We start from the raw sequence: 23,380 nt of genomic DNA, 5'->3' as shown, positions 1-23,380 counted from the left end.
ACACGTCCCTGTTTACGGCTGCGACTGCGGTTGAACCGCGGCTGGATCAAGCGGCTGATAAGGTTGCAGAACGGTGTCGCGCTGCTCGCCCAAGACCCAGGCGAAGCCCGAATACATCACCACCAGACAGACGAAAGTGAACAACACCACCATCCACGCCGGCACGATGCGCACCAGGTTGCGACGCTGATCGTTCAAGCCTTCCCAGTGCGGCGACAACTCGCGCGGCACGTCGCCACGCAACTGACGAATCTGCCGATACAGAGCATCGCGGATGCCTTCAAGCTCGAGCATGCCGCGTGCCTGTACGCGGTACTTGCCCTCGAAACCGAGGGACAGGCACAGGTACATCAGCTCGAGCATCGGCAAGTGCTTGACCGGGTTCTTCGACAGTCGATCGAGCAACTGGAAGAACTTCTCGCCACCAAAGGTCTCGTTGTGGAAGCTGCTCAGCAGGCTCATCTGCGACCATTCGCTTTCGTTGCCCCACGGTGTGGTCACGACGGCTTCGTCGACCACGGTGCAGAGCACGTAACGCGCGGCCATCACCTGGCTGCTTTCGGCGCCGTTGTGCAGGGCGCGTACTTCAAACAACTTGAGCCCGGCAGTCAGGCGCTCGTTGAGTGCGTAGAGATCTTCTCGGGTTTCGCTGTGCTTGAGGCGCACCACTTCCGAAAGCAGCTCGGACGAGGCCGCGACCAGCGAATTGAGACTGATGTTGAACGCTTCGGCCGGGCGCAGGCGCGCGGCGTAGATCATGCGTTCTTCCAGTTGCTCGAAACGCGGCGGCGCGGCGAAGTCGGTCAGCGGACTCGATGCCGGTCCGTGGCCTTGACGATCGAGCAGGACGGTTTTGTCGTCCTGGTTGTAATCCGTTTCCTTGATCATGTCGGTCAGTTCCTGATGGCCCAGAATTTCAGTTCAAGCTCGGCGAATTCGCCGGACACGTGGAACGCGAAACCGCCGGAGCGCTCGAGTTGTGCCAGGTCTTCGGAACTGAGTTCGAGGATGAAATAGGTTTTGTTCGAGTGGAACGCGATCTGCCGTGGGGCCACCGGCAACGGTTTGACCTTGATCCCCGGCAAGTGCAGGTTGACCAGTTGGCGGATACGCTCCACCGGGCCGACCTTGAGGTGCGCCGGCAAGCGATGGCGCAGTTCTTCGGAATCGCAGTTGGCACTGGCTGCCAGCACGAACGACGCCGAGCCAAGCAGTTTGTGGTCGTGCAACGGCGAGACGATGATGCCGTACTGACGCGCTTGCAGGATCAGTTCGATGGCGTGCTGTTCGAGAACCATCGACAGCACCTGACGAATCGCTTCCATCAGCTTTCGGAAGCTGCCGCCCTGGTCAGCGTGGGAGTAGCGGCTGTCCAGACGCGGACGTTTGCTCTCGCCGGAAAAGGTCGCCAGATCGCCGAGCATGGTCAGCAGCGTGCGGTACAACTCTTCCGGGTGCACTTGCTCCAGGTCGAGGTAGTGGCGCAGCAGCAGTTCGGTGCGGTTGATCAGTTGCAGCATCATGAAGTCACCGACCTCAGCACCGCCGACCTTGCCGTTGGAGCGAATCCGCTCGGCAATCGTGTCGCCACGGTGGTTGAGCATGCTGATGACTTCTTTCAGGCACGACAGCAGGTAGCTGGAGGCGTGGGCCTGAATGTAGGTCGGCACGAAATCCGGGTCGAGGCTGATCACGCCGTCCGGCGTGGTGTCGAGCACGTCGCAGATCTTCAGTTTCACGTAAGCCTGATCGCTCTGCTGCTCACCGAGCAACAGTTTGAAGTCCGGGCGACCGCAGCTGACCTGGCTGGCGGAGTCGTCGCCGGCGTTGGAGTCGGCCACTTCGGCGTCGTACGCGGTGTAACGCGCAAGCACGTCGGACTGCTCCGGACGACGCGCTTCGATGTGGTTACCGGTGACCAGCGGCAGCGCCAGGTAGATCGGCGTGTTGCCGGTGTTCGGCGGTACGTCCAGCGCCAGCGGCTCAGTGTTGCCACCGAGTTCGAACAGGCTGCCGTCCGGCAAAATCCCCGAGGCTTCACTGATTACCAGTTTGCCCATGTTGAGGAACTGCAGGTCGATCTCCAGATTGAGGAAACCCCAGGTGTAGCCACCCAGCAATTGCGTGCGGGTTTTCATCTGGTGATCGTAATAGCGATCGTTGTGCTGGAAGTGCTGCGGCCGCAGCAGCATGCCTTCCTGCCAAATGACTTTATGGGTATTCATGATCAGTCATCCGCCTTGGCGAGCACTTGATTGGTGTTGCGGATGCCGGTCTGGTCCAGCGTCAGATCGACTTCGGTGACTTCCAGCGGAGTGATCTGAACGGTGTGGCGCCATTGGGTGTCCGGCAAGTCGCGGTAAGCGGCGAGGACGCCGACATAAAGGCTGCCCTCTTCCACCTTGAGCTTCATCTCCACGGTTTCACCCGGGCGCAGCTCGAGTTCTTCGCTGGCCACCAGATCCGGGTTGAGGGATTCCTTGGCGCGTTCGTAAAGGCTGAAGAAATCAGCATTCTCGAAAGTCACCGGGTGCTTGAGTTCGAACAGACGCACGACAATCGGCGACGGCCGACCGTTGAGGTCCGGGTTGAGCTGATCGCTGCCGGTCAGCTTCAGGTTAATCTTGGTCACTTTCGAGTACGGCGACAGCGACGAGCAACCGGCGAGCAACACCAGCATGGTGAGCGCAGTCAGCGTCTTGAAAAAAGCGGTCGAGCGGCGAGACATGCGCATCATCCTTGGTGGTCGGTGTGGAGGGTGGAGATCAGGCGGATCTGTTCTTCGTAAGCCTGGGCAAAGTCGCGGGCCAGCAGACGCTCGCTCCAGTCATCGTCCTGACGCAGCGCCTGGTGATAACGGCCGAACGCTCTCCAGCGTCCGCCCGAAGTCGCGATCAACGGCTTGTTGTCACGCTCGAAACGCAGGGTCAGTTGCTCCGGCGAGAAGTGCTCCAGGGTGCCACGCACGGCGGCGCGGCTGGCGGTCAGCAGCGCCACCTGATGCGCCTGCAGATCGCGGAACGCACGGGAGATCGCTTGCTCGGCCGGCAGATGGCCGGGCTTGCTTGGCTGCAACAGAATCTGCAGGGCTTCGCTCGGATCGACGGCGAATTTCAGCGGATTCTTGTTGGTGCCTTGCACGGTGGTCTGGGCCAGACGCAATTCGTTTTTCAGCTCCGAGCGGGTGCGCAGGCTCTGCTGCAATCCGCCGATGCTTTGGCGCAGCAAGCGCGCCGCGTTCAACGCCAGGGCTTCGCGTTCGTCGTGGCTGAGACCTTTGACGTCGACACCCAGCGCCGCACCGAAATGATCCCAGAAACCTTCGCTCTGGCGCTCGACGGCTTTCGGTGCCGGAGCGGGCTCAGGTTCGACCGGAGCGGCAATCAGCTCCGGCACCATCAGGCTTTCCATGTCGATACGTGCGTAGTCGGCACGCTGACGGGAATCCTCAGGCTTGGTGTTCGGCGCCAGCAGTTCGTCGATTTCCGAGTACACACGCTCTTGCTGTTCGAGGGCGTTGAGCGGGTCGAGATCGAGGAAGGCGTCGTCCGGGATGATGCTGCCAGCAGCGCGCGGACGGCCGACTTCACCGTCGAAGGTCGCCGGGTCGCGTACCAGGCGCGCGCGAATCTCGAAGTCGCCCAGCACGTAGGTGCTGCCGTGCTCGATGCGCACTGGTTCGCCTTTGTGCAGACGCGCGCCGCTCTCGCCGTCCTGGACACCGTTGCTGCTGGTGTCGGTGAGGAAGAACGTGCCCTCGCGGTAGCTGACAATCGCGTGGTGATTGGACAGGTGACGCTTGCGGTCAGGGATGATCCAGTCGCAGTCCTCGCCCCGCCCGATCACGCCGCCGGCCTGTTTAAAGGTCTTCTGGCACAACTCCGTGGGCACGAACTGCTTGGTGTTCAGCATTTCGAAAACCAATTCCATGTTTGATGCTCCTTGCGGTCACTTGCCGCGATTGACCGCTTGCGGATCACCCAACGGGCGATAGTCGTTGTCGTTGAATTTGTAATTGCCGCTACAGCCGCCAAGGCCGCATAGAACGACGAGGGTCAGCAGGACAGCGTGCCAGTGACGAACAGACATCAGAGGGTCTCCAGGTGTAGACAAAGCACAAAGCGCCGACCCTTGCGGGCGGCGCTGAAAATGGTTTTTGCGAGGGTTTCGATGACGTTTTGCCTACCCATCGAAATCTCCCAGATTGATGTTCAGACGGCCGAGCCGATATAGCAGCGTGCGTCGCGGCAGACCCAGTTCGCGGGCGGCGAGGGTCTGGTTGCCGTCGTTTTTGCGCAGGCAATCGAGCAATAACGTGCGTTCGACCTGCTCGAGGCGTTCACGCAAATTCAAGTGGCTGTTGTCTTCCGGCATTGCCTCCATGCGCAGGGAGAAATGCTCGGCGAGCAACTCGCCGCCTTCGCACAACAGCACCGCACGTTCGACCAATGCCTTGAGTTCACGCACGTTGCCGGGGAAGTTGTAGCCGGACAGGTGTTCCAGCGCGGCACTCGACCAGCGCACCGGATTGCGTTGCAAATACGTGCAGGTCTTCTCGGCGAAGTGCTGGGCCAGTTCGAGGATGTCGCCTTCACGCTGACGCAGCGCCGGCAGCTCGATCGGGAATTGCGCGAGACGGTAATACAGGTCCTCACGGAATTTGCCCTCGCTGACCAGCGTCGACAGATCGCGGTGCGTCGCAGCGATGATGCGTACGTCGATCTTGTGGGTGTCGTTGGAACCCAGCGGACGAATCTCGCCTTCCTGCAACACGCGCAGAATCTTCGCCTGCAACGACAGCGGCATGTCGCCGATCTCGTCGAGCAACAACGTGCCGCCATTGGCCGCATCGAACAGGCCGGCGCGGTCGCGATCGGCACCGGTGAACGCGCCTTTGCGATAGCCGAACAGCTCGCTTTCCAGAAGATTTTCCGGAACCGCCGCGCAGTTCTGCACGATGAACGCCTGAGAACGACGCGGGCCGCAATCGTGAATCGCCCGGGCGACGACTTCCTTGCCGGTGCCGGTTTCACCGCGCAGCAGCACGGTGTACGGGCTGTGCAGGACTTTGCTGATCAGTGAATGGGTCTGGCGCATCGCCGCGCTTTTACCGATCAAGCCATAGCCACTGATGCTCGGCACGCTGCGTGCCACCGTGGTCGATTCCGCCAGCGGCTGACGCAGGCGTTGCAACAAATGCAATTGGCCAAGCACGAACGAGCCGAGCTGGCCGAGGGAATCAGCGAAGCCTTGCAGGTGGGTGCGACGACGGCTGGCGCACAGCAGCAAACCTTCAACAGCTTTGTGCTGATTGACCAGCGGCACGCACAACAGCGACTGCCACGGCGAGGTCGCCGCCGGCAGAAAACTGGTTTCGTGCAGGCTGCCGCTCAAGTCGTCGAGGCACACCACGCGGTTCTGGCACAGGGCAAATTGCAGCAGTTGTTCACCGTTGTAATCCGCCGGCAGGCTCGCCGCTTCACGCGGTTGCAAGGCGCCGTCGAGGCATTCGGCGTTCATCCCCAGGCACGTGTGAGTGGCGTCGAGCAGATACAGCTGCGTCAATTCGCAACCGCTCAACTCGGCCAGACCACGCACGAAGTCACCCAGCAACGCAGCACCGTCCGCCGCCCGCGACAGACTGGCGAACTGCGCCAGCAACGCTTCGGCATAGACCAGTGGCTGCGGCACCTGAGTGAACATCACACCCACCTCAGGCGAACTCGCACGTCACGCTGGCATCACCGTCGAGCGTGGCATGCACACGCTTGAGGCTTTCGCCGGTGGCCATGGCGTCGAGCAGACGATCCGCCACCAGCGGCAGCACGTGCTGATCGAGCAGATGGTCGATCAGGCGCGCGCCGCTGTCGCTTTGCGTGCAGCGCTCGGAAAGGTGATCGACGAGATTCTGGCACCAGCTGAAATCCAGCTGACGACGATTCAGGCGCTCGCCGAGACGACCGAGTTTGATCTCGATCAGCTCGCGCAATACCGGGCCGCCGACCGGGTAGTAAGGCACCACTTTCATCCGCGCCAGCAGCGCCGGTTTGAAGTGCTTGCTCAGCACCGGGCGAATGGTTTCTTCGAGGACTTCGGCAGTCGGACGTGCGCCGTTTTCGCAGAGGTCGCTGATCTTGTCGCTACCGAGGTTCGAGGTCATCAGGATCAACGTGTTGCGGAAGTCGATCTCGCGACCTTCGCCGTCGTTGGCCACGCCTTTGTCGAAGATTTGGTAGAACAGGTTAAGCACGTCCGGGTCAGCCTTTTCGACTTCATCGAGCAGCACTACCGAGTACGGTTTCTGGCGTACGGCTTCGGTGAGCATGCCGCCCTCGCCGTAACCGACGTAGCCTGGTGGTGCGCCGATCAGGCGGGAGACGGTGTGCTTCTCCTGGAACTCGGACATGTTGATGGTGGTGATGAAACGATCACCGCCGTACAGCAAGTCAGCCAGGGCCAGCGCGGTTTCGGTTTTACCGACGCCGCTCGGGCCGACCAGCAGGAATACGCCGACTGGCGCATCAGGTTTGTTCAGGCCGGCAGCGGTCGCACGCATCGAGCGATCCAAGGCGTGCACGGCTTGTTCCTGACCACGGATGCGCGTGCGCAGGTCAGTGGCGAAACTGGCGACTTTGGCGTTGTGCTCGCGGGCCAGTTGCGCCAATGGCACGCCGGTCCAGGCGCTGATGACTTCGGCGACCAGACGCGGGCACACTTCGAAGCTGACCAGACGCTCCTTGACCTGTGCGGCGGTCAGGGCGCTGTGGGTTTCGTTGAGCTGGGCTTCCAGCGCTTCGACGCTCTGGCCTTCTTCGACTTCGGCGGCAACGGTTTCGATCACAGTGCCTTCGGCGTCTTCCTCAACGGTCACCACAGGCTCGACGGCTGCGGCTTCGCGGGCCTTGGCCAGTTGCTGACGCAGTTCCAGCAGGCGCTCGGCCAGTTGCTTCTGTTCAGTCCACAGGGTTTCCAGCGCGACCATTTCAGTTTCGGCTTCGTCCAAACGCGCTTCCAGTGCCTCCAGCGCTTCATGGTCGATCAGCAGACCAGCCTCGGCATCGCGACGCAGCGCCTGACGCTGACGGCCACCTTCAGCCAGTTCGCCACGCAGGCGCTCAAGACTTTCCGGGGCGGCGGCGAGGCTGATGCGTACGCGGGCGCACGCGGTGTCGAGAACGTCGACGGCTTTGTCCGGCAGTTGCCGACCGGCCAGATAACGTGCGGACAGTTCAGCCGCCGAGACCACCGCGTCATCACGCAGGTAGATGCCGTGGCTCTTCTCGTAAACCTGGGCCAGACCTCGGAGGATGGTCACCGCTTCGCTGACGGTCGGTTCGTGCAGTTGCACTGGTTGGAAACGACGGGCCAAGGCCGGGTCTTTCTCGAAGTATTTCTTGTACTCAGCCCAGGTGGTTGCAGCGATGGTGCGCAATTCGCCACGGGCCAGCGCCGGTTTCAGCAGGTTGGCCGCGTCGGAACCGCCGGCATTGCCGCCCGCGCCGATCAGGGTGTGGGCTTCGTCGATGAACAGAATGATCGGTTTTGGCGAGGCTTTGACTTCGTCGATCACGCCTTTGAGACGACGTTCGAATTCACCTTTGACGCTGGCGCCGGCCTGCAAAAGGCCCATGTCCAGCGACAGCAGTTCAACGCCTTTGAGCACTTGCGGCACTTCACCGGCAGCAATGCGCGAAGCTAGGCCTTCGACGATGGCGGTCTTACCGACACCGGCCTCACCGACGACGATCGGGTTGTTCTTGCGACGACGGGCGAGGATGTCGACCATCTGCCGAATCGCGCCGTCACGGCACAGCACCGGGTCGAGTTTGCCGTCGCGGGCCTGCTGGGTCAGGTTGTGGGTGAAGCGCTGCAACAGCGATTCGCCCTGGGCGGCGGGTTTGCCATTGGCCGCCGGTTGCTCTTTTTGCGACAGAGCAAATTCCTTCAGGCGATCGATGTTCAGCTTGGCGAGCAGCGGCTGATAACGGCTGCCGGCGTAACGCATCGGATTGCGCAGCAGGGCGAGGATCAGCGCGGCGTCTTCGACCTGGGTCTGGCCCAGTTCGAGGTTGGCCACCAGCAGCGCATCTTGCAGCCACTGCACCAGTTCCGGGGCGAACACCGGATTACGCGAAGCGCTGTGCTCGACGCGCGATTGCAGCGCGGCGCTGAGTTCGCCGGCGTCGACGTCTGCATCCTGCAGTGCGCGCGACAACAAGCCGTTCGGACGCTCGAGCAGACCGAGCATCAAATCTTCGACGAGGATCTTGCTGCCGCCACGGGCCACGCAACGCTCGGCCGAACGCTCCAGATCACGACGGGTTTCGGCGTCCAGCGCCTGGATGAGTTGTTGCAGGTCTACGTTGATCATGGCTCACGTCCTTAATGAATTTTGCTGCCCAGGGTCACCACGCCGTCCGCTTTTTCGCGGCCCAGCCAACTGGTCCAACCGAGGCGACAGGCGTTCTGCTCACCGATGCGCAGTTCGCGGATTTCTTCCTGGCGCAACACCAGGCGGATGTCGTAATCGAGCGGGTCACGCAAGGTGAACCGCACCAGCGCGCAGAGCGGCTGGTAACCGAAACCGATCGGCAGGAATTCATGGAATCGCTGCCAGTCGAGTTCGGTGATGTGAATGCGGAATTTGCCGCTGCGGTCGCGCACGTGTTCACCGAGCACAAGGTCTTCACCGAGCAGGCTGTTGGCACGACCCAAACGATTGCGCTGCTCTTCGAGAATTTCTACGCGGCGCTCGATGCACTGCTCGATGACCAGGTCTTCGTGCTTGAAGTAGTAACGCAGCACGGCTTCGATCAGCGCCGCCGAGTGCGCGCGCAAGCTGAGCAGGCCGAGGTACGGCAGCAGGCGCTTCCAGTTGAGTTCCTTGGCCTTGCGGATCTCGTCGCCGCCGAGACCGATCAGCGCAAACAGCTGCGCCGAAAACGGGTCGAGCGCGCCGCTCTGGAAACTTGCGCGATAGCGATACTTGCGCCAGATCGGCAGCATCAGCCGTTGCAGGCGATGGTGGAACAGGTCGAGGAAGTTGCGCGTCGGGTTGCCGTCCTCGCTGTCGCCCAAGGCTTGTTCGCCGTAGAACGCCGGCAACGGCGAGCCCGAGCCGACCAGGCCGATCAGGTTGAAACGCACGCGCGCGCGCATCTGCCCATGCTCTTCGAAGAACTCGACGCGATCGACGTCGCTGCGCGGAAAGCCCAGGCTCGGGTTGGCCTGGAACTCCACATGGTCGTACAGATCGTCTTCGCTCAGGTGCGGGTGTGCCTCGCGCAGCCGGTCGATCACCAGCAGCACGGCCTGAAACAGCGAGTACTCGCGTATTACCTTGGTCAGCCCGCTTAAAGCAGGGGCTGCAGGCCCATACGTGGTGTCCATTGGTACACCTCTCCCTGTGTGCTTTTTACGCGCAGCTCATGGAATGAATTGAGACTGGCGTAAAGCGCGAAAAACTCGTTAAGAACCGAAGCGAAAACGAACAGGTCGCCTTCGCCGATATACCCTTCCGGGTCGATGGTCAGTTCGGTGCGCAAACCGCGCACCGGCAACCCACGGTGCAAGCGGTCAACGTGGTGATGCTTGATGTGCTTGAGGCCGCCGAGCAGGCGTTTGCTGACCTTCTCCGCGTGCTGGTCGTAGTAGCGCGGCAGGTCGTAGGTTTCGAGAATCACCTTCAACGCATTGACGTCGGCCAGCGACAGATAGTTAAGCGACATGTTGCTGATCAGCTTCCACAGGAAGTCACGGTTCAGCGGTGGCGCGAAACTGGAAGTGGCCGGGGTGATGTTGCGGAAACTGAGGAACTCCGGCGTCTCTTCGCAGGCCATGCAGATGTCGCCAAGCTTGAGCTTGCGCGGCAGGTTCTGGTTGGTGCAGATCAGCTCGATCGACAGGGTTTCGTGGGCTTCGGTGTGGCGGATGCCGAAGCTCAGATAGGTGTCGAGACCGTCGTGCAGCAAGGACGAACGCTGGCGGATGCTGTAATGCGGACGGCTGTTGGGCACGTCGAAACTCGGGTCGTGTTCGAAGGATTCGAACGGCACGTATTCCTGATAACCGAGACCGCCGGGCTTCCAGCCGGTCACGGTTTCCACCGAGAACACGCCGCAGTTTTCCAGATCGTATTCCGCTGGGAGCAACAGGTATTCATCCTGTTTGCCGTCGAGGCGAATCGGCAAAGCATCGTGGGCGAACAGGTTGGCAATCGGCGTGCAGAACAGCTTCACATTATCCAGCGTCGGCCGCATGCGCATGATGCCGCTCTTGCGAATGTCGAAGCGCAACTCCAGGCCACGCATCTGCTTGAGGGTGTCTTCCGGCAGCGCGTTGATAATGTCCAGACCGTTGACGTCGACGAACAGAAACTTGTCCTGGAAGGCGAAGTATTCCTGCAGGTAGCGATAGCCACGGAAGGTGTTCAGCGGATACGGGATCAGCGCTTCTTCTTCGGCAAAGCCCACCGGTTTGACTCGATCACCGGGAATCTTGAACGCCATCGGCTTGCCGCTGACGCCATCGATCGGTTTGCCGGCACCGTCGAGCGGGATCAGTTCGATGCCTTCGAGGTTGCGCAGCAGGCTCAGGTAGAGCATCTGGCTGATATAGCGCTCGCCAGCAAAGTGCAGACGCAGTTTGCTCAGTTCCAGCTCACCGAGGTGGCCGTCGGCGCTCATTTCCAGACGCAGGCTGAGCAGCGAGCCGTCGCCCTTCACCGAGTAGTTCAGTGCGGCCAGATCGAGGGGCAACACTTCGGTCGGATAGCAAGTGCGGAAGCGGCAACGCACGTCTTCGATCGGCTTGCTTTCAACCGGCGTATCACGCTCGACGCGCAACGCCGGCCCGGAACGCTTGAGCGGATCGAACTGCAAAATGCTGAACGCCGGCAGCGGGCGCATGTAGTTCGGCCAGAGCAATTGCATCAACGAATGGCTGAGTTCCGGCAGCTCGTCATCGAGCTTCTGGCGCAGCCGCCCAGTCAGAAACGCAAAGCCTTCGAGCAACCGCTCCACGTCCGGATCCCGCCCTGCCTGGCCCAGATACGGCGCCAACGCCGGACTACGCTCGGCGAAACGGCGACCGAGTTGGCGCAGTGCGGTGAGTTCGCTTTGGTAGTAGTGGTTAAAGGACACGGGTTATCTGCCTGGTAGTGGAACTTATGGAAATACCAACCTGATGATTACGCTCGATACCTGACCTGATCATTGGATGGCACTCTCAGGCTGGCTCGGCTGGATGCGCCCGACCTTGTTTCGCGATGCCCAACGCAACTCGACAACTTGAGAAGCGAGGATTGCCAGCAACGTGACGCAACCTTGAGCCACACCATAAAACAAGGCTCTCAGTGGGTTGTCGGGTAGCATCCAAAGCAGGATGAAGCCCACCATAAGGCTCAGGATCACCAGCTTGGCGACAAGATTCGGGATCAGCGCAGCTATCAAATTGACACCAAGAAAAATGTAAAACAGCGCGTAGCTGGCCATACCGATGGCAACTCCACGGGTGGTGAACCCGCCGTTCAGATGCTTGTAGGCATGTACGACTGCATTATTCAAAAACACGTAGGCCACACACCCCACGGCATGGAAAAACAAGCAACTGGCAAGACGGGTGTAGTTGCTCATGCTGGTCCCAGATTTCCGTACCACGATCCAAAGCCATGAATAGCTACAACAGCGGCCAAAACCGAAAGCGTTAGGGCACGGTGAAGGCGTGAGCGTCGAGCCGCGCGATGCGAAGCTGTCAGTAGCAATACCAAACTCAATATCGCCAGACAGCCAAACAGGTCACTGTCAGCAACGCCGGCCAGATACCCCTGTAAACTCATTGCATCCATGCTTACCGTTCTCCTACTTTCTCAGTTGACGAGGCCAACCTATTTTTGAAATCAGGCATTAACGACACTCTGAAACTATCCAACTTTCCCAGCCTTCAGAGCCTGGATAAACAATCATCTCTCCACGAAACTCAGGGGCAATACCGGGACTGCCCTCGTCCCGCCAGAGATACCATTCTGATGTTTTTAGCAGATCATCATTTTTTGTATAAACACGATAAAAATACGGACTGCTGAAATACTTGAAAACACGCCCGACCACTACGCCCAAAAAATTGTAATTGGGCACATAGGTTGCGATATAGCAACTACCAGATTCATTCCAGTCAACGTACAGAGGCTTCGCGGCCTTCGAGCTAAGCACCTTCAAGCTCAAAAGAATCAAAACCGGCACAAGCGCGCACAGTGAAAGAATCAAGACCCAATTTTTAGGTGAAGCTTTCATGGCATCGCCTTTGGCTTGATCGATCGTTGCGAAAATTCGGCAAAGTCTGCAGCGGTGAAACGATGATGAATTGATACGGGGATTTTCTTGACCGTAGAGTACACAAACAAATCACCACCCTTTCCAAAACTATTGCGGTAACTGTTGTAGCTATCGTTGGTCACCTTGAAATAAAGCTGCCCCTCGACTTCGTATGTTTTTGGCGAAGTTAAATATGCATAAACGCTAGGCCTGACAACACCGTCGTGATTCCAGTATCCGAGCAACTGATCGTCACCATCTTCATTCAAAAACTCATAGGTATCACGTACATAACACCCAATCTCTTCAATCGTTAATGTAGCAGGCATTTTTTTCGTCTTGGGAGTTGTACTGAATTTCGTGACTGCAAACTTAACCACGAATCCACCCAAAGTACCGTACACGTCATCAAGTGGATTATTCTTCTTTTCCGAAGTGGTAATCCCTATCGATCGAAAATTATATTGGGTAGCAGTCTCCAGCATTCTTGCGCTCAAGGCACTGTAGTCATGAGCGCCCCTTACGAGATCCTGGCCAGTTTCATCAAGAACTCCGAGTGTTCTCATGCAAGTCATAAATTGCAAAAGTCCCGGTGCTAACTGCGTTAGTCCTCGCTGACGACCGATAAACTCATTGTATTGACTGGGGCTTGTGGCCTTCGCAAGAAGCTCCTTGATGGTTTCACCTGTGTGGGGCGAGGAGGAGGTGAGCCATTCAAAATCCAAATCATCAAACAGCTTTTCTGCGGTGATCTTGTCAACAGCGAGACGCCCCCGTTTCTCGCTTGGGGACATCTCAAAAGGCGCACCGTCGAACCAGCGCTGCATGAGTCGAGCACTTTCCTTCCAGCCCATTTTCCTCATCACACCCGGAATATCTGTGATCTGGAAGCTATCGACAGCCGCCTCCGCAGGCTTCTTGTCAGAGGAAGGGGTGAGCTGAGCTGTTACAGGAGTGGGTGCCGGCATGTGATAGTCCCTTAAGCAATCACGAGCGAAGACTGTTCTTCGACGATAAGCGTGACACTTTCAGCAAGGTGAGAAGCGATAGGCTTCGTTCGGCCTTGCGCATCAGTAACGCCCTTGACCTCCTTACCGGAGGCTGTACGCAATGTGTATGACCGGTCAGCAACCGGTGCTCCATTCCTAGGATTACGAACAACAAAGTGCTGGCTGAACGGCCACTGAATCTCCACCGGCAACGGCGGCACAAACGGCGCCGGCGAATGCGAATTGCCGATAATCACCGTTCCGGAACCTGCCGTAACCTTGTTGCCATGCGTACCTTCAGAATCGACGGTGACAGCAGATTTACCGTTGATTTTTACCGTCGTGGCAAGGCCCCCGACCATCGCACCACCACACGCAGAGGCATCGCCTTCACGGGCGGCCGCGAGGCCGTCGAAGAACACGTCGCCGGAACCGGCGGCGATCGGGTTGGTACCGTGGCCTGGAAGTGGGCAAGCGGTGGGGTCGGATACGCGTGCTGCAGGTTTGCCAGACATCGGGGTTCTCCTTAGGTGACCTTCACTTGTCCGCTGCCATCCAGGCGCGCGGAAAAACTGACCTGACGCTTGAACCCTTCTACTTCCAGCAGGCCTTCGATGCTGAAGGCGAGGCGAAGCTGATCGTGGTCACGCGGCAGGGAAATGACACGCACATTGCTCAGGCGCGGCTCGTAGGCTTCGATGAAGTTTTCGATGGCCAGACGGGCCTGACTCAGGGAGTCGTGCAGGCTCAGACGCATGTCATTGAGATCGGGCAACCCGTAGTCGGCCAGCGTTTGCACGCTGCCGGCCCGGGTGCTGAGCATTTTGGCCAGATGGGCAGCCACTGACGCCATGGCACAAGCCTCAAGGCTGTTGCCCTTGCGTAGTTGCGCGTCGCCATTGAGGCGTTCGAACAGGCTGCCGTATCCGTCCATGAGTCGCTCTTACTCTTTGTCCAGCTTGCCAACCAGCGACAGGGTGAAATCAGCACCCATGTACTTGAAGTGCGGACGCACGTTCAAGCTCACGCGGTACCAGCCCGGCTCGCCTTCAACGTCGCTGACGATCACTTGCGCAGCGCGCAGCGGACGACGGCCACGGACTTCGGCGCTCGGGTTTTCCTGGTCGGCAACGTACTGACGGATCCACTTGTTCAGTTCCAGCTCGAGATCGGTACGCTCTTTCCACGAACCGAGTTGCTCGCGCTGCAGCACTTTCAAGTAGTGAGCCAGGCGGTTGACGATCATCATGTACGGCAGTTGGGTGCCGAGCTTGTAGTTCAGCTCTGCAGCCTTGCCTTCTGCGCTGATGCCGAAGAACTTCGGCTTCTGCACCGAGCTGGCGGAGAAGAACGCCGCGTTGTCGGAGCCTTTACGCATGGTCAGGGAGATGAAGCCTTCCTCGGCCAGTTCGTATTCACGACGGTCGGAAACCAGAACCTCAGTAGGGATCTTGGTTTCGATTTCGCCCATGCTTTCGAAATGGTGCAACGGCAGGTCTTCAACCGCGCCACCGCTCTGCGGGCCGATGATGTTCGGGCACCAGCGGAATTTGGCGAAGCTGTCGGTCAGCTTGGTGCCGAACGCGTAAGCGGTGTTGCCCCACAGGTAGTGCTCGTGGCTGTTGGCAACGGTTTCCTTGTACACGAACGATTTGACCGGGTTTTCTTCCGGATCGTACGGGTTACGCAGCAGGAAACGCGGCACGGTCAGACCAACGTAGCGGGAGTCTTCCGAAGTACGGAAGCTCTGCCATTTGGCGAATTGCGGGCCTTCGAAGTGGTCTTTCAGATCTTTCAGATCCGGCAGGCCGGTGAAGCTTTCCAGACCGAAGAATTTCGGGCCGGCAGCAGCGATGAACGGCGCGTGGGACATGCACGAAACGCTGGCCACGTACTGCATCAGCTTCACGTCTGGCGAGCTTGGCGACATGTAGTAGTTGGCGATGATCGCGCCCACAGGCTGACCACCGAACTGGCCGTATTCAGCGGTGTAGATGTGCTTGTACAGGCCCGACTGCATGACTTCCGGCGAGTCTTCGAAATCGTCCAGCAGGTCTTCTTTCGAGACGTTGAGGATTTCGATCTTGATGTTTTCGCGGAAGTTGGTGCGGTCGACCAGCAACTGCAGACCACGCCACGACGATTCCAGAGCCTGGAAATCCGGGTGGTGCAGGATTTCGTCCATCTGACGGCTGAGCTTGGCATCGATCTCGGCGATCATGCGGTCAACCATGGCCTTCTTGACCGGCTCACCGTTGTTCTGCGGCTTGAGCAGTTCTTCGATGAACGCCGACACGCCACGCTTGGCGATATCGTAGGCTTCGTCGTCCGGAGTCAGACGGGTTTCGGCGATGATGCTGTCGAGAATGCTGTACTCGCCGTTGCCGGCGCTCTTCTCTTGTGCTGCGCTAGTGCTCATTGTGTTGGCTTCCTTGGCTGGAGTCTCAGGCGTCCGGGGCTGCGGCGTTCAGGCCCAGCTCACCGAGTACGCGACCGCGGGATTCGTCGTCGGCGAGCACGCCTTCGATCGCTTTACGGAACGCAGGTGCGTTACCCAGCGGGCCTTTGAGGGCCACCAGCGCATCGCGCAGTTCCATCAGTTTTTTCAGCTCAGGCACTTGCTCGACCAGGCTGGCCGGGTTGAAGTCCTTCATCGAATTGACGCGCAGTTGCACAGCCAGCTCGTCGGCCTCGCCATCTTCCTGCAGACGGTTCGGCACGCTCAGCGTCAGACCCAGCTCTTGCTTGGCCAACACTTCGTCGAAGGTCATCTTGTCGATGCTGATCGGCTTGCGATCTTCGATTTTGCGATCGTCCTTGCGGTGGGTGTAGTCACCGATTGCCAGCAGCTTCAGCGGCAGTTCAATCTCTTCCTGAGCACCGCCGGTGGCGGGTTTGAAGGTGACGTTGATGCGTTCCTTGGGGGCTACCGAGCCTTCTTTGGCCATGGCTTTTCTCCTTGCGGTTGTGGCCCTGGGGCCTATTCGAGTACCACTTCGAGATCGAGGTGGCACAGCCTGCGATAAATCTCTTCCTTGCGTTCACGTACGGCATGGTTCTGCGGCAACAACTCGCAGCAGCTATGCAGTAGATGCAGCACTTCCAATGCAAGATCCGGCTCCCAGGCGTGCAGGCCTGAGTCCTGTAATGTCTGATCGAGGGTTTCCAGCTGGTTCTTGGCCAGTTCGTATTTCTTGGCCATGAAGCACAGGCGCGCGAGGGCGAACTGCCAGAAGAAGCGTTCGCGGCCACCGTGAGCGGATTGCAAACCCTGCTTGAGCGTCTGCACGGCGGGCTTCAGGCCTTCCTTGCGCAGCAGCGGCAGGACTTCTTCGAGGGCCTTTTCCCAAGCCGGCTGGGTTTCGACGTTTTCGCTTTCGACCTTGCGCGGCGCGCTGGCGCTTTGCAGGTGCGGCATGACGTTGGCGGCGATCCACGCGCGGGTGGACGGATCGGCAAACGGCGCGCCGTCATGGAAACGCAACTCGACAATGCCGGGCAGCCGTTGAACCAAAAGCGCGAAGTGGATTTCCACTTCGCGCATTGCCAACTCGGCGTTGAGGTTCTGGAGACATTCCCAGACCATCCTCTGGCCATCGAACCAGAACGGCGCCTTCGCCAGGCTCGCCTCCAGTTCCACCAGCAGATCAGCGTATTTGCCCTGATCGAAACGGTCCTGATAGAGCTTGAGTTTTTCCAGCGGCAGACCGCGCAATACGGTGATCTGCTCGGCGTTGCGCTCCGGCACCGCGTCGATGGTCATCCACAACAGCGTGCGATTGAGGCGCAGGGCGCGCAGGTCGGTGGCTTTCTGCTTGAGCCACCAGGCGCACAGCGGACGCGCGCTTTCCTGTTGGGCGCGCAGGGCTTTGTGCGCGTCTCGTTCGTTATCGATCGGTGCGCCAGGGGTGAGCAACTGGCTCGCGGCCTGCTTGACCTGCGCCACTGCCGCACCCACAACGCCGGGGGCCGGTTGGTTGTCGGCCGCGCGCTGGATCATGGTTTTCAGGCGACGGGAAATCGGCAGCAACAGCGGCGAGTCATCACCCAAGTGCTCAGCACAAGCCGCTTCGAGACCGGACAGGTGCTCGGACAGCTGCCGGAACATCGGCAACTGCTCTTTGATCGCAATGTTTTCGGTGATGACCTGCTCGAGACGCGGCACCAGCCAGCCGATGGCGGCGGCACGGGTGCGGGGTTTGAGCGGGTGAACGTCGGCCCAGTTGTTTTCCGACAGATGGTGCAGCAACCCGAGCCCGGCCAGCAGCCCGGGGAAGGATTCGCGCTGGTACAGCGACCAGGTCAGCCAGGCGCCGACACGCAAATCCTTGGATTGGGTACGCAGCAGATTTTCGCTGTTTTCGCGAATTTTCAGCCAGTCGATCTGCCCGCTTTCGTGCATCGAAGAGGCTTTGGCCAGCTCGCTTTCCAGCGCCTCGAATTCGCTCGAAAAACGAACGTCTTCGCCCGCGAAATTCTCTTTGGAAACAGAGACTTTAGCGAGTTCGAGGTAATGGGCGGAAAGTTTGCTTGAGTAGGACATCCATGGCCTTTATTAAGGATTACAGTCAGGCGCCTATTGGAGTAACCGCGGCGCGGGACAGTATCGAAGAGCGGTGGTGCGACTCATCCAATTGAGATGTGCTCTTTCAAGTGGGCGCATCGTAATCACTATGATGGCCACTAGCAAGCATCTGATTAAACAACAAGACGAAGTGTTTTTTGTTTGTTGTAGGAGGTTTCCCTATATTCAGTCAGGGAATCCCCGATGCTCTGTTTATATTCGCATACCCTTACAAAACACCGGGAAAGCTTGATTTAGAGCGATCGTTCCAACTGTCATCGATCACCGGAAACCGGGGCAGGCGAGAATGACGCGGAGCATGACGGGTTTTGAAAAAATCGGATGTAGGATGATTCCGAAAGACTTCAGTGTTGTTTCAACAAATCACAGCGAGACAACCAACAACTCAGAAAGTGCCATCAATATGATGGCTTTTATATATAGAGTATTGATTTAACTGTGTGAGGCTGATCGATAGCCAACAAACGCAATCAGTCAGTCGGCCTTTATTAAGGCTTCACGCCAGAATAAATCGGCAGGCATAAAAAATGGGCACCCGACCGCAATCGGTGTGCCCATTTTTTTCTGCGGTTCTCCCCGTTATTCGAGGAGTTCGCCGCAATTAAGGATTGACGCTGTCTTTCAACGATTTGCCTGGCTTGAACGCCACGGTGTTGCTGGCCTTGATTTTGACCGGTTCGCCGGTCTGCGGGTTTTTGCCGGTGCGGGCGCCGCGGTGGCGCTGCAGGAAGGTGCCGAAGCCGACCAGCGTCACGCTGTCCTTGCGGTGCAGAGCGCCGGTGATTTCTTCGAGAACGGCGTTGAGTACGCGGTTGGCCTGCTCTTTGGTCAGATCTGCTTTTTCAGCGATTGCAGCGGCGAGTTCTGGTTTACGCATTAGTGAAGCCCCTTTGACGGTTTTTTGTTGTTATGTCCGTGCTGTTCTCGTTGGAACAGCGCCCAAGGCGCCGCAGGCTCTACTCTGCGGCAGACGGGAGTGAGAATGGCACGCGGATACCGGCGGCGCCAGTCTCCCCGCGACCTTTGTCGGGGCAAAAGCGGGGTGATTCCGACAGAACGACCGGTATTTACGCCAGCAGCGCCGGAAGCTGTTTGTTCAGGGCGAGTTTTTCCATGACTGCCGCGCCTGTCAGCGTGTAACCAAGCAATTGACCGTCTGCGCTGTGGCACAAGGCTTTGATGTCGGCGCCCTGCCCTTCAACCGTCCAGACGCCTTCGCTGCCCCGTGGCGGCGGCGAAACCACCAGTGGGCACACCGGGGTTTTAACGGTGATCGGCATCGGGCCGTAGCTCACCGCGGTCGGGTTTCCGGCGAGGGTTTGTGCCAGTGCTCGCGCACAACTCATGAGGGGCATCACGTACAGCAGATTCAGCCCATCGACTTCGGCACAATCGCCCAAGGCGTAGATGTTGGCGTGGGAGGTTTTCAGATGGCGATCCACCACGACGCCGCGGTTGACCTGTACGCCAGCGGCCGCCGCCAGATCGATGCGCGGGCGCAAGCCAATGGCCGAGACCACCACATCGCATGGGATGACCTGGCCGTCGGACAGATGCGCTTCGAGGCCGTCGGCAACTCTCTGCAATCGGGTCAGCACCGGACCGAGGTGGAATTTCGCACCGAGGCTTTCCAGCCCGGCCTGCACCGCTGCCGCAGCGGCCGGGTGCAGCAGCATCGGCATGACTTGTTCGCACGGCGCCACCAGTTGCACTTCGTAGCCGCCAAGAATCAGGTCATTGGCAAACTCGCAGCCAATCAGGCCAGCACCGAGCAGCAGCACCCGACGCTTGCCCGCCGCAGCGGCGCGGAAACGTGCGTAGTCTTCAAGATCATTGATCGGGAACACCAGATCGGCGCCATCGCCTTCGATGGGCACACGCACGGTTTCTGCGCCCCAGGCGAGGATCAGGTCGCGGTAGTACACCGCCTCCTCGCCAATCCACAAGCGCTTGTGGCCGGCGTCGATGCCGCTGATGCGCGTATGAGTGCGCACCTCGGCCTTCAACTGCTCGGCCATCGCGCCCGGTTCGGCCATGCTCAGGCCGTCGGCGTCTTTGTTCTTGCCGAAACCGGTGGAGAGCATCGGCTTGGAGTAAGAGCGGCCGTCATCGGCGGTAATCAGCAGCAGCGGGGTTTCGCTGTCGAGTTTGCGAAACTCCCGGGCCAGGTTGTAGCCCGCAAGGCCAGTGCCAATGATGACGACAGGTGCGCTCATGCCTTACTCCTTGATTGTGTTTAGTTGATTTCGATCATTTCGAAGTCCATTTTGCCGACACCGCAGTCCGGGCACAGCCAGTCTTCCGGTACGTCTTGCCACAGGGTGCCCGGCGCAATGCCGTCATCCGGCCAGCCGTCGGCTTCGTTGTAGATCAGGCCACAGACGATGCATTGCCACTTTTTCATTCAGGTACTTCCTCAGGGTTCAGGCTTAGTGCCGGCGCGGACGGTCGATGGAGTTGCGCTGCCATCCGGCTCAGGGCGTTTTGTACTGATGGTGCCGGGCAGATGCAAGTCTGTTCGGCGCAATGGCGCCCCGGGCCAATCAATATCGCAGCTCGCCATGGTAAGCTCGCCGCCTCATTTGCGGCCAATAATGACTCATTGTGCAACATTCAAATGCCTGCCCGACCCCGCTCTGGCTGACCCAAAGCCGACTGACGCCCCTCCCCGATTCGGTGACCCTCGACTGGTTGTTCGACGAAGGCTCCCTCACCCGCCGCCTGACCCGGCTGTCCAATGACGGCTTCAGCGTCACACCACTGTTTGAAGGCTGGGACACCCTACGCGCTGACGAATGCGCTGCGCTGGATCTGGCCGAGGGCAGCGAAGGCTGGGTGCGCGAGGTGTATTTGCGTGGCCACGGCGAGGCTTGGGTGTTTGCCCGCAGCGTCGCTTCGCGCGCCGCCTTGCAGGGCGACGGTTTGCACATGGACGAACTGGGCAGCCGCTCGCTGGGCGAATTGCTGTTTTGCGATCAGGCGTTCCAGCGCCGCGCCCTCGAAGTTTGCCACTACCCTGAACAATGGCTGCCTCAAGCGGCAAAAACGCCTGAGCTGTGGGGCCGGCGTTCGCGCTTTGATCGTGGCGCGCTGAGCGTCCTGGTCGCGGAAATCTTCCTGCCGAGCCTGTGGACCGCCGCCCGCGCCCATCCGGAGAACATCTGATGTATCAGAGCCTGCTCAAGTCGCTGAATCGATTGAACCCGCGCGCCTGGGATTTCATTCAGTTAACCCGGATGGACAAGCCGATCGGCATTTACCTGCTGCTGTGGCCGACCCTGTGGGCACTGTGGATTGCCGGCAAAGGCTCGCCGTCGCTGGCCAACATCGTGATTTTCGTCCTCGGCGTGATCTTGACCCGCGCCGGTGGCTGCGTGATCAACGACTGGGCCGATCGCAAGGTCGACGGCCACGTCAAACGCACCGCACAACGACCATTGGCGGCTGGCAGAATCAGTTCGAAAGAAGCGCTGGTGTTCTTCGCCCTGTTGATGGGCGTGAGTTTTCTGCTGGTGCTGTGCACCAATGCGCCGACGATCTGGCTGTCGCTCGGTGGTCTGGCGTTGGCGTTCACTTATCCGTTCATGAAGCGCTACACCTATTACCCGCAAGTGGTGCTGGGCGCGGCATTCTCGTGGGGGATGCCGATGGCGTTCACTGCCGAGACCGGTGAGTTGCCGGCGGCAGCGTGGCTGCTATGGATCGCCAACCTGCTTTGGACGGTGGGTTACGACACCTATTACGCGATGACCGACCGCGATGACGACTTGAAGATTGGCGTGAAGTCGACGGCGATTCTGTTTGGCGAGGCGGATCGGGTGATCATCCTCAGTTTGCAGGCGCTGTCGCTGGGCTGCCTGTTGCTGGCGGGATCGAAGTTCGAGCTGGGCGTCTGGTTCCATCTCGGCTTGCTGGTGGCTGCCGGGTGTTATGCGTGGGAGTTCTGGTACACGCGGGATCGCGACCGGATGCGCTGCTTCAAAGCGTTTTTGCACAACCACTGGGCCGGATTGGCGATTTTCGTCGGGATCGTGCTGGATTACGCACTGCGCTAAACACAAATCAATGTAGGAGTGAGCCTGCTCGCGATAGCGGTGTATCAGTTAACGAAAATGTCGACTGATAAACCGCTATCGCGAGCAGGCTCACTCCTACAGGGGCAGCGTTTATTTGGCTTTGGCGACTTTCCACGCGCCGTCCATTTTGCCGTCACCGGTCATGTCACCGGCCTTCTTGTCCATCACGAAGGTGTACAGCGGCATGCCTTGGTAGGCCCATTGCATTGAGCCGTCGTCGCGTTTGATGACAGTCCAGTCACCCATCGACTTGTCACCCGCCGTGGCCATTAACGGAGGCCAGTTGGTTGCGCATTTGTCGTTGCACATGGACTTGCCGCCCGAGTCCTTGGCGAAGGTGTACAGGGTCATGCCCTTGTGATCGGTGTACATGCCGTCCTTCTCCATCGCCGGATCCGCGGCCAGCGCAAATCCAGGCAGAGTCAGGGCGGCAGCCATCAGCAGTGCTTTAAAAGAAACAGTCATTTGAGTCATGGAAACCTTCTTTTGTGGTTGTCAGGATTCGGACTTAGAGCTTAGTTCAGGATTTGCACAATCGCCGTCGGACTAAAATACTGTCACACGACTGCAATAATTCCGTTATCTAATGCGGCGCAAGACAGTAAAATGACAAGAGGATTAAGGCATGGTTGGCAGGAGCATTCTGATCGTCGACGACGAAGCGCCCATTCGCGAAATGATCGCCGTTGCGTTGGAAATGGCCGGCTATGACTGCCTCGAGGCAGAGAACTCGCAGCAGGTCCACGCCATCATCGTCGACCGCAAGCCGGACCTGATCCTGCTCGACTGGATGCTGCCCGGCACCTCCGGTATCGAACTGGCCCGTCGCCTGAAGCGCGATGAACTGACCGGGGACATCCCGATCATCATGCTCACCGCCAAGGGCGAAGAGGACAACAAGATCCAGGGGCTTGAAGTCGGCGCCGACGACTACATCACCAAACCGTTTTCCCCGCGCGAACTGGTTGCCCGCCTGAAAGCCGTGCTGCGTCGCGCCGGCCCGACCGACGGCGAAGCACCGATCGAAGTCGGCGGCCTGCTGCTCGACCCGATCAGCCACCGCGTGACCATCGACGGCAAACCCGCCGAGATGGGCCCGACCGAATACCGTCTGCTGCAATTCTTCATGACCCACCAGGAACGCGCCTACACCCGTGGCCAGTTGCTGGATCAGGTCTGGGGCGGCAACGTCTACGTTGAAGAACGCACCGTCGACGTGCACATCCGCCGCCTGCGCAAGGCCCTCGGCGACGCTTACGAAAATCTGGTACAAACCGTGCGCGGCACCGGCTACCGGTTTTCCACAAAAGCATAAAAAAACAGCTGCAAGCTTCTAGCTACAAGCGGCAAGTAACAGCGAGCCGCTCTGACTTGTAGCTTGCAGCTTGAAACTTGAAGCTGCGGCTAAGGACGCCCCCG

The 23,380-nt window shown here is 59.3% G+C and carries 24 protein-coding genes; 3 read left to right on the top strand and 21 right to left on the bottom strand.

The features are described 5' to 3' along the window. Positions 1–12 precede the first annotated feature (12 nt). The 20 genes from icmH to ACOYXE_RS23140 all read right to left on the bottom strand — a co-directional run bounded on the left by icmH (position 13) and on the right by ACOYXE_RS23140 (position 20,289). Complete coding sequence (icmH, locus tag ACOYXE_RS23235) at positions 13–888, bottom strand: type IVB secretion system protein IcmH/DotU (RefSeq protein WP_016985783.1); 876 nt, start codon at positions 886–888, stop codon at positions 13–15. A gap of 5 nt (positions 889–893) precedes the next feature. Next, complete coding sequence (gene tssK / locus ACOYXE_RS23230) at positions 894–2,225, bottom strand: type VI secretion system baseplate subunit TssK (RefSeq protein ID WP_460926710.1); 1,332 nt, start codon at positions 2,223–2,225, stop codon at positions 894–896. Positions 2,226–2,227: 2 nt separating this feature from the next. After that, positions 2,228–2,728, bottom strand: coding sequence for a type VI secretion system lipoprotein TssJ (gene tssJ / locus ACOYXE_RS23225; RefSeq protein WP_186613293.1), 501 nt, complete (start codon positions 2,726–2,728; stop codon positions 2,228–2,230). A 5-nt stretch (positions 2,729–2,733) separates the two neighbouring features. After that, entirely contained in the window at positions 2,734–3,930 is a 1,197-nt protein-coding gene (tagH, locus tag ACOYXE_RS23220) for a type VI secretion system-associated FHA domain protein TagH (RefSeq protein WP_034152083.1), read from the bottom strand. 18 nt (positions 3,931–3,948) lie between these two features. Continuing rightward, positions 3,949–4,089, bottom strand: coding sequence for a hypothetical protein (locus ACOYXE_RS23215; protein ID WP_003229566.1), 141 nt, complete (start codon positions 4,087–4,089; stop codon positions 3,949–3,951). A gap of 93 nt (positions 4,090–4,182) precedes the next feature. Further along, positions 4,183–5,703 (bottom strand): sigma-54 interaction domain-containing protein, encoded by a 1,521-nt coding sequence (locus ACOYXE_RS23210; protein ID WP_460926709.1) that lies wholly within the window; start codon positions 5,701–5,703, stop codon positions 4,183–4,185. A gap of 10 nt (positions 5,704–5,713) precedes the next feature. Further along, entirely contained in the window at positions 5,714–8,371 is a 2,658-nt protein-coding gene (tssH, locus tag ACOYXE_RS23205) for a type VI secretion system ATPase TssH (RefSeq protein WP_160059949.1), read from the bottom strand. Between the two features lie 11 nt (positions 8,372–8,382). Next, complete coding sequence (tssG, locus tag ACOYXE_RS23200) at positions 8,383–9,390, bottom strand: type VI secretion system baseplate subunit TssG (RefSeq protein ID WP_160059950.1); 1,008 nt, start codon at positions 9,388–9,390, stop codon at positions 8,383–8,385. Further along, positions 9,354–11,141, bottom strand: a complete 1,788-nt coding sequence (gene tssF, locus ACOYXE_RS23195) for a type VI secretion system baseplate subunit TssF (protein WP_160059951.1) — start codon at positions 11,139–11,141, stop codon at positions 9,354–9,356. Before tssF ends, tssG begins: the two co-directional genes overlap by 37 nt. A 69-nt stretch (positions 11,142–11,210) precedes the next feature. Continuing rightward, a complete protein-coding gene (locus ACOYXE_RS23190) occupies positions 11,211–11,633 on the bottom strand; it encodes a hypothetical protein (protein ID WP_160059952.1) in 423 nt (140 codons plus the stop codon). A 270-nt stretch (positions 11,634–11,903) separates the two neighbouring features. Beyond that, positions 11,904–12,290 (bottom strand): hypothetical protein, encoded by a 387-nt coding sequence (locus tag ACOYXE_RS23185; RefSeq protein ID WP_146011287.1) that lies wholly within the window; start codon positions 12,288–12,290, stop codon positions 11,904–11,906. Continuing rightward, a complete protein-coding gene (locus ACOYXE_RS23180) occupies positions 12,287–13,279 on the bottom strand; it encodes a DUF6402 family protein (protein ID WP_102356311.1) in 993 nt (330 codons plus the stop codon). Before ACOYXE_RS23180 ends, ACOYXE_RS23185 begins: the two co-directional genes overlap by 4 nt. Before the next feature lie 11 nt (positions 13,280–13,290). Further along, a complete protein-coding gene (locus ACOYXE_RS23175; protein WP_160059953.1) occupies positions 13,291–13,815 on the bottom strand; it encodes a PAAR domain-containing protein in 525 nt (174 codons plus the stop codon). A gap of 11 nt (positions 13,816–13,826) precedes the next feature. Beyond that, positions 13,827–14,234 carry a type VI secretion system baseplate subunit TssE gene (gene tssE, locus ACOYXE_RS23170; protein WP_007920274.1) on the bottom strand — a complete coding sequence of 136 codons (408 nt, stop codon included), beginning with the start codon at positions 14,232–14,234 and terminating at the stop codon, positions 13,827–13,829. A 9-nt stretch (positions 14,235–14,243) separates the two neighbouring features. After that, positions 14,244–15,719 (bottom strand): type VI secretion system contractile sheath large subunit, encoded by a 1,476-nt coding sequence (tssC, locus tag ACOYXE_RS23165; protein ID WP_007920272.1) that lies wholly within the window; start codon positions 15,717–15,719, stop codon positions 14,244–14,246. A 25-nt stretch (positions 15,720–15,744) separates the two neighbouring features. Further along, complete coding sequence (gene tssB / locus ACOYXE_RS23160; protein ID WP_003229587.1) at positions 15,745–16,248, bottom strand: type VI secretion system contractile sheath small subunit; 504 nt, start codon at positions 16,246–16,248, stop codon at positions 15,745–15,747. 32 nt (positions 16,249–16,280) lie between these two features. Then, positions 16,281–17,843 (bottom strand): type VI secretion system protein TssA, encoded by a 1,563-nt coding sequence (gene tssA, locus ACOYXE_RS23155; RefSeq protein WP_007920270.1) that lies wholly within the window; start codon positions 17,841–17,843, stop codon positions 16,281–16,283. A 643-nt stretch (positions 17,844–18,486) separates the two neighbouring features. Beyond that, positions 18,487–18,762 (bottom strand): HU family DNA-binding protein, encoded by a 276-nt coding sequence (locus ACOYXE_RS23150; protein ID WP_003213368.1) that lies wholly within the window; start codon positions 18,760–18,762, stop codon positions 18,487–18,489. A gap of 190 nt (positions 18,763–18,952) precedes the next feature. Further along, positions 18,953–20,101, bottom strand: a complete 1,149-nt coding sequence (locus ACOYXE_RS23145) for an NAD(P)/FAD-dependent oxidoreductase (protein WP_160059954.1) — start codon at positions 20,099–20,101, stop codon at positions 18,953–18,955. A gap of 20 nt (positions 20,102–20,121) precedes the next feature. After that, positions 20,122–20,289: a rubredoxin gene (locus tag ACOYXE_RS23140; RefSeq protein ID WP_003437744.1), complete on the bottom strand. Its 168-nt coding sequence runs from the start codon at positions 20,287–20,289 to the stop codon at positions 20,122–20,124. A 200-nt stretch (positions 20,290–20,489) separates the two neighbouring features. Here ACOYXE_RS23140 and ACOYXE_RS23135 point away from each other — a divergent pair, with 200 nt between their 5' ends. Next, positions 20,490–21,050, top strand: coding sequence for a chorismate--pyruvate lyase family protein (locus ACOYXE_RS23135; RefSeq protein ID WP_460926708.1), 561 nt, complete (start codon positions 20,490–20,492; stop codon positions 21,048–21,050). Next, positions 21,050–21,940, top strand: a complete 891-nt coding sequence (ubiA, locus tag ACOYXE_RS23130) for a 4-hydroxybenzoate octaprenyltransferase (RefSeq protein WP_405122638.1) — start codon at positions 21,050–21,052, stop codon at positions 21,938–21,940. The genes ACOYXE_RS23135 and ubiA overlap by 1 nt, the downstream gene beginning before the upstream one ends. 111 nt (positions 21,941–22,051) lie before the next feature. On the opposite strand, the gene ACOYXE_RS23125 is transcribed toward ubiA, so the two are convergent. Then, entirely contained in the window at positions 22,052–22,435 is a 384-nt protein-coding gene (locus ACOYXE_RS23125; protein WP_134176439.1) for a COG4315 family predicted lipoprotein, read from the bottom strand. A gap of 151 nt (positions 22,436–22,586) precedes the next feature. Between ACOYXE_RS23125 and phoB the strand changes: the two genes are divergently transcribed. Further along, the gene (phoB, locus tag ACOYXE_RS23120) at positions 22,587–23,276 is read left to right on the top strand and encodes a phosphate regulon transcriptional regulator PhoB (protein ID WP_460926707.1); all 690 of its coding nucleotides are present in this window, start codon (positions 22,587–22,589) and stop codon (positions 23,274–23,276) included. Positions 23,277–23,380 lie beyond the last annotated feature (104 nt).

Source organism: Pseudomonas sp. MC6 (genome assembly GCF_054790575.1).
This window is presented reverse-complemented; position numbering and strand designations above follow the sequence as displayed.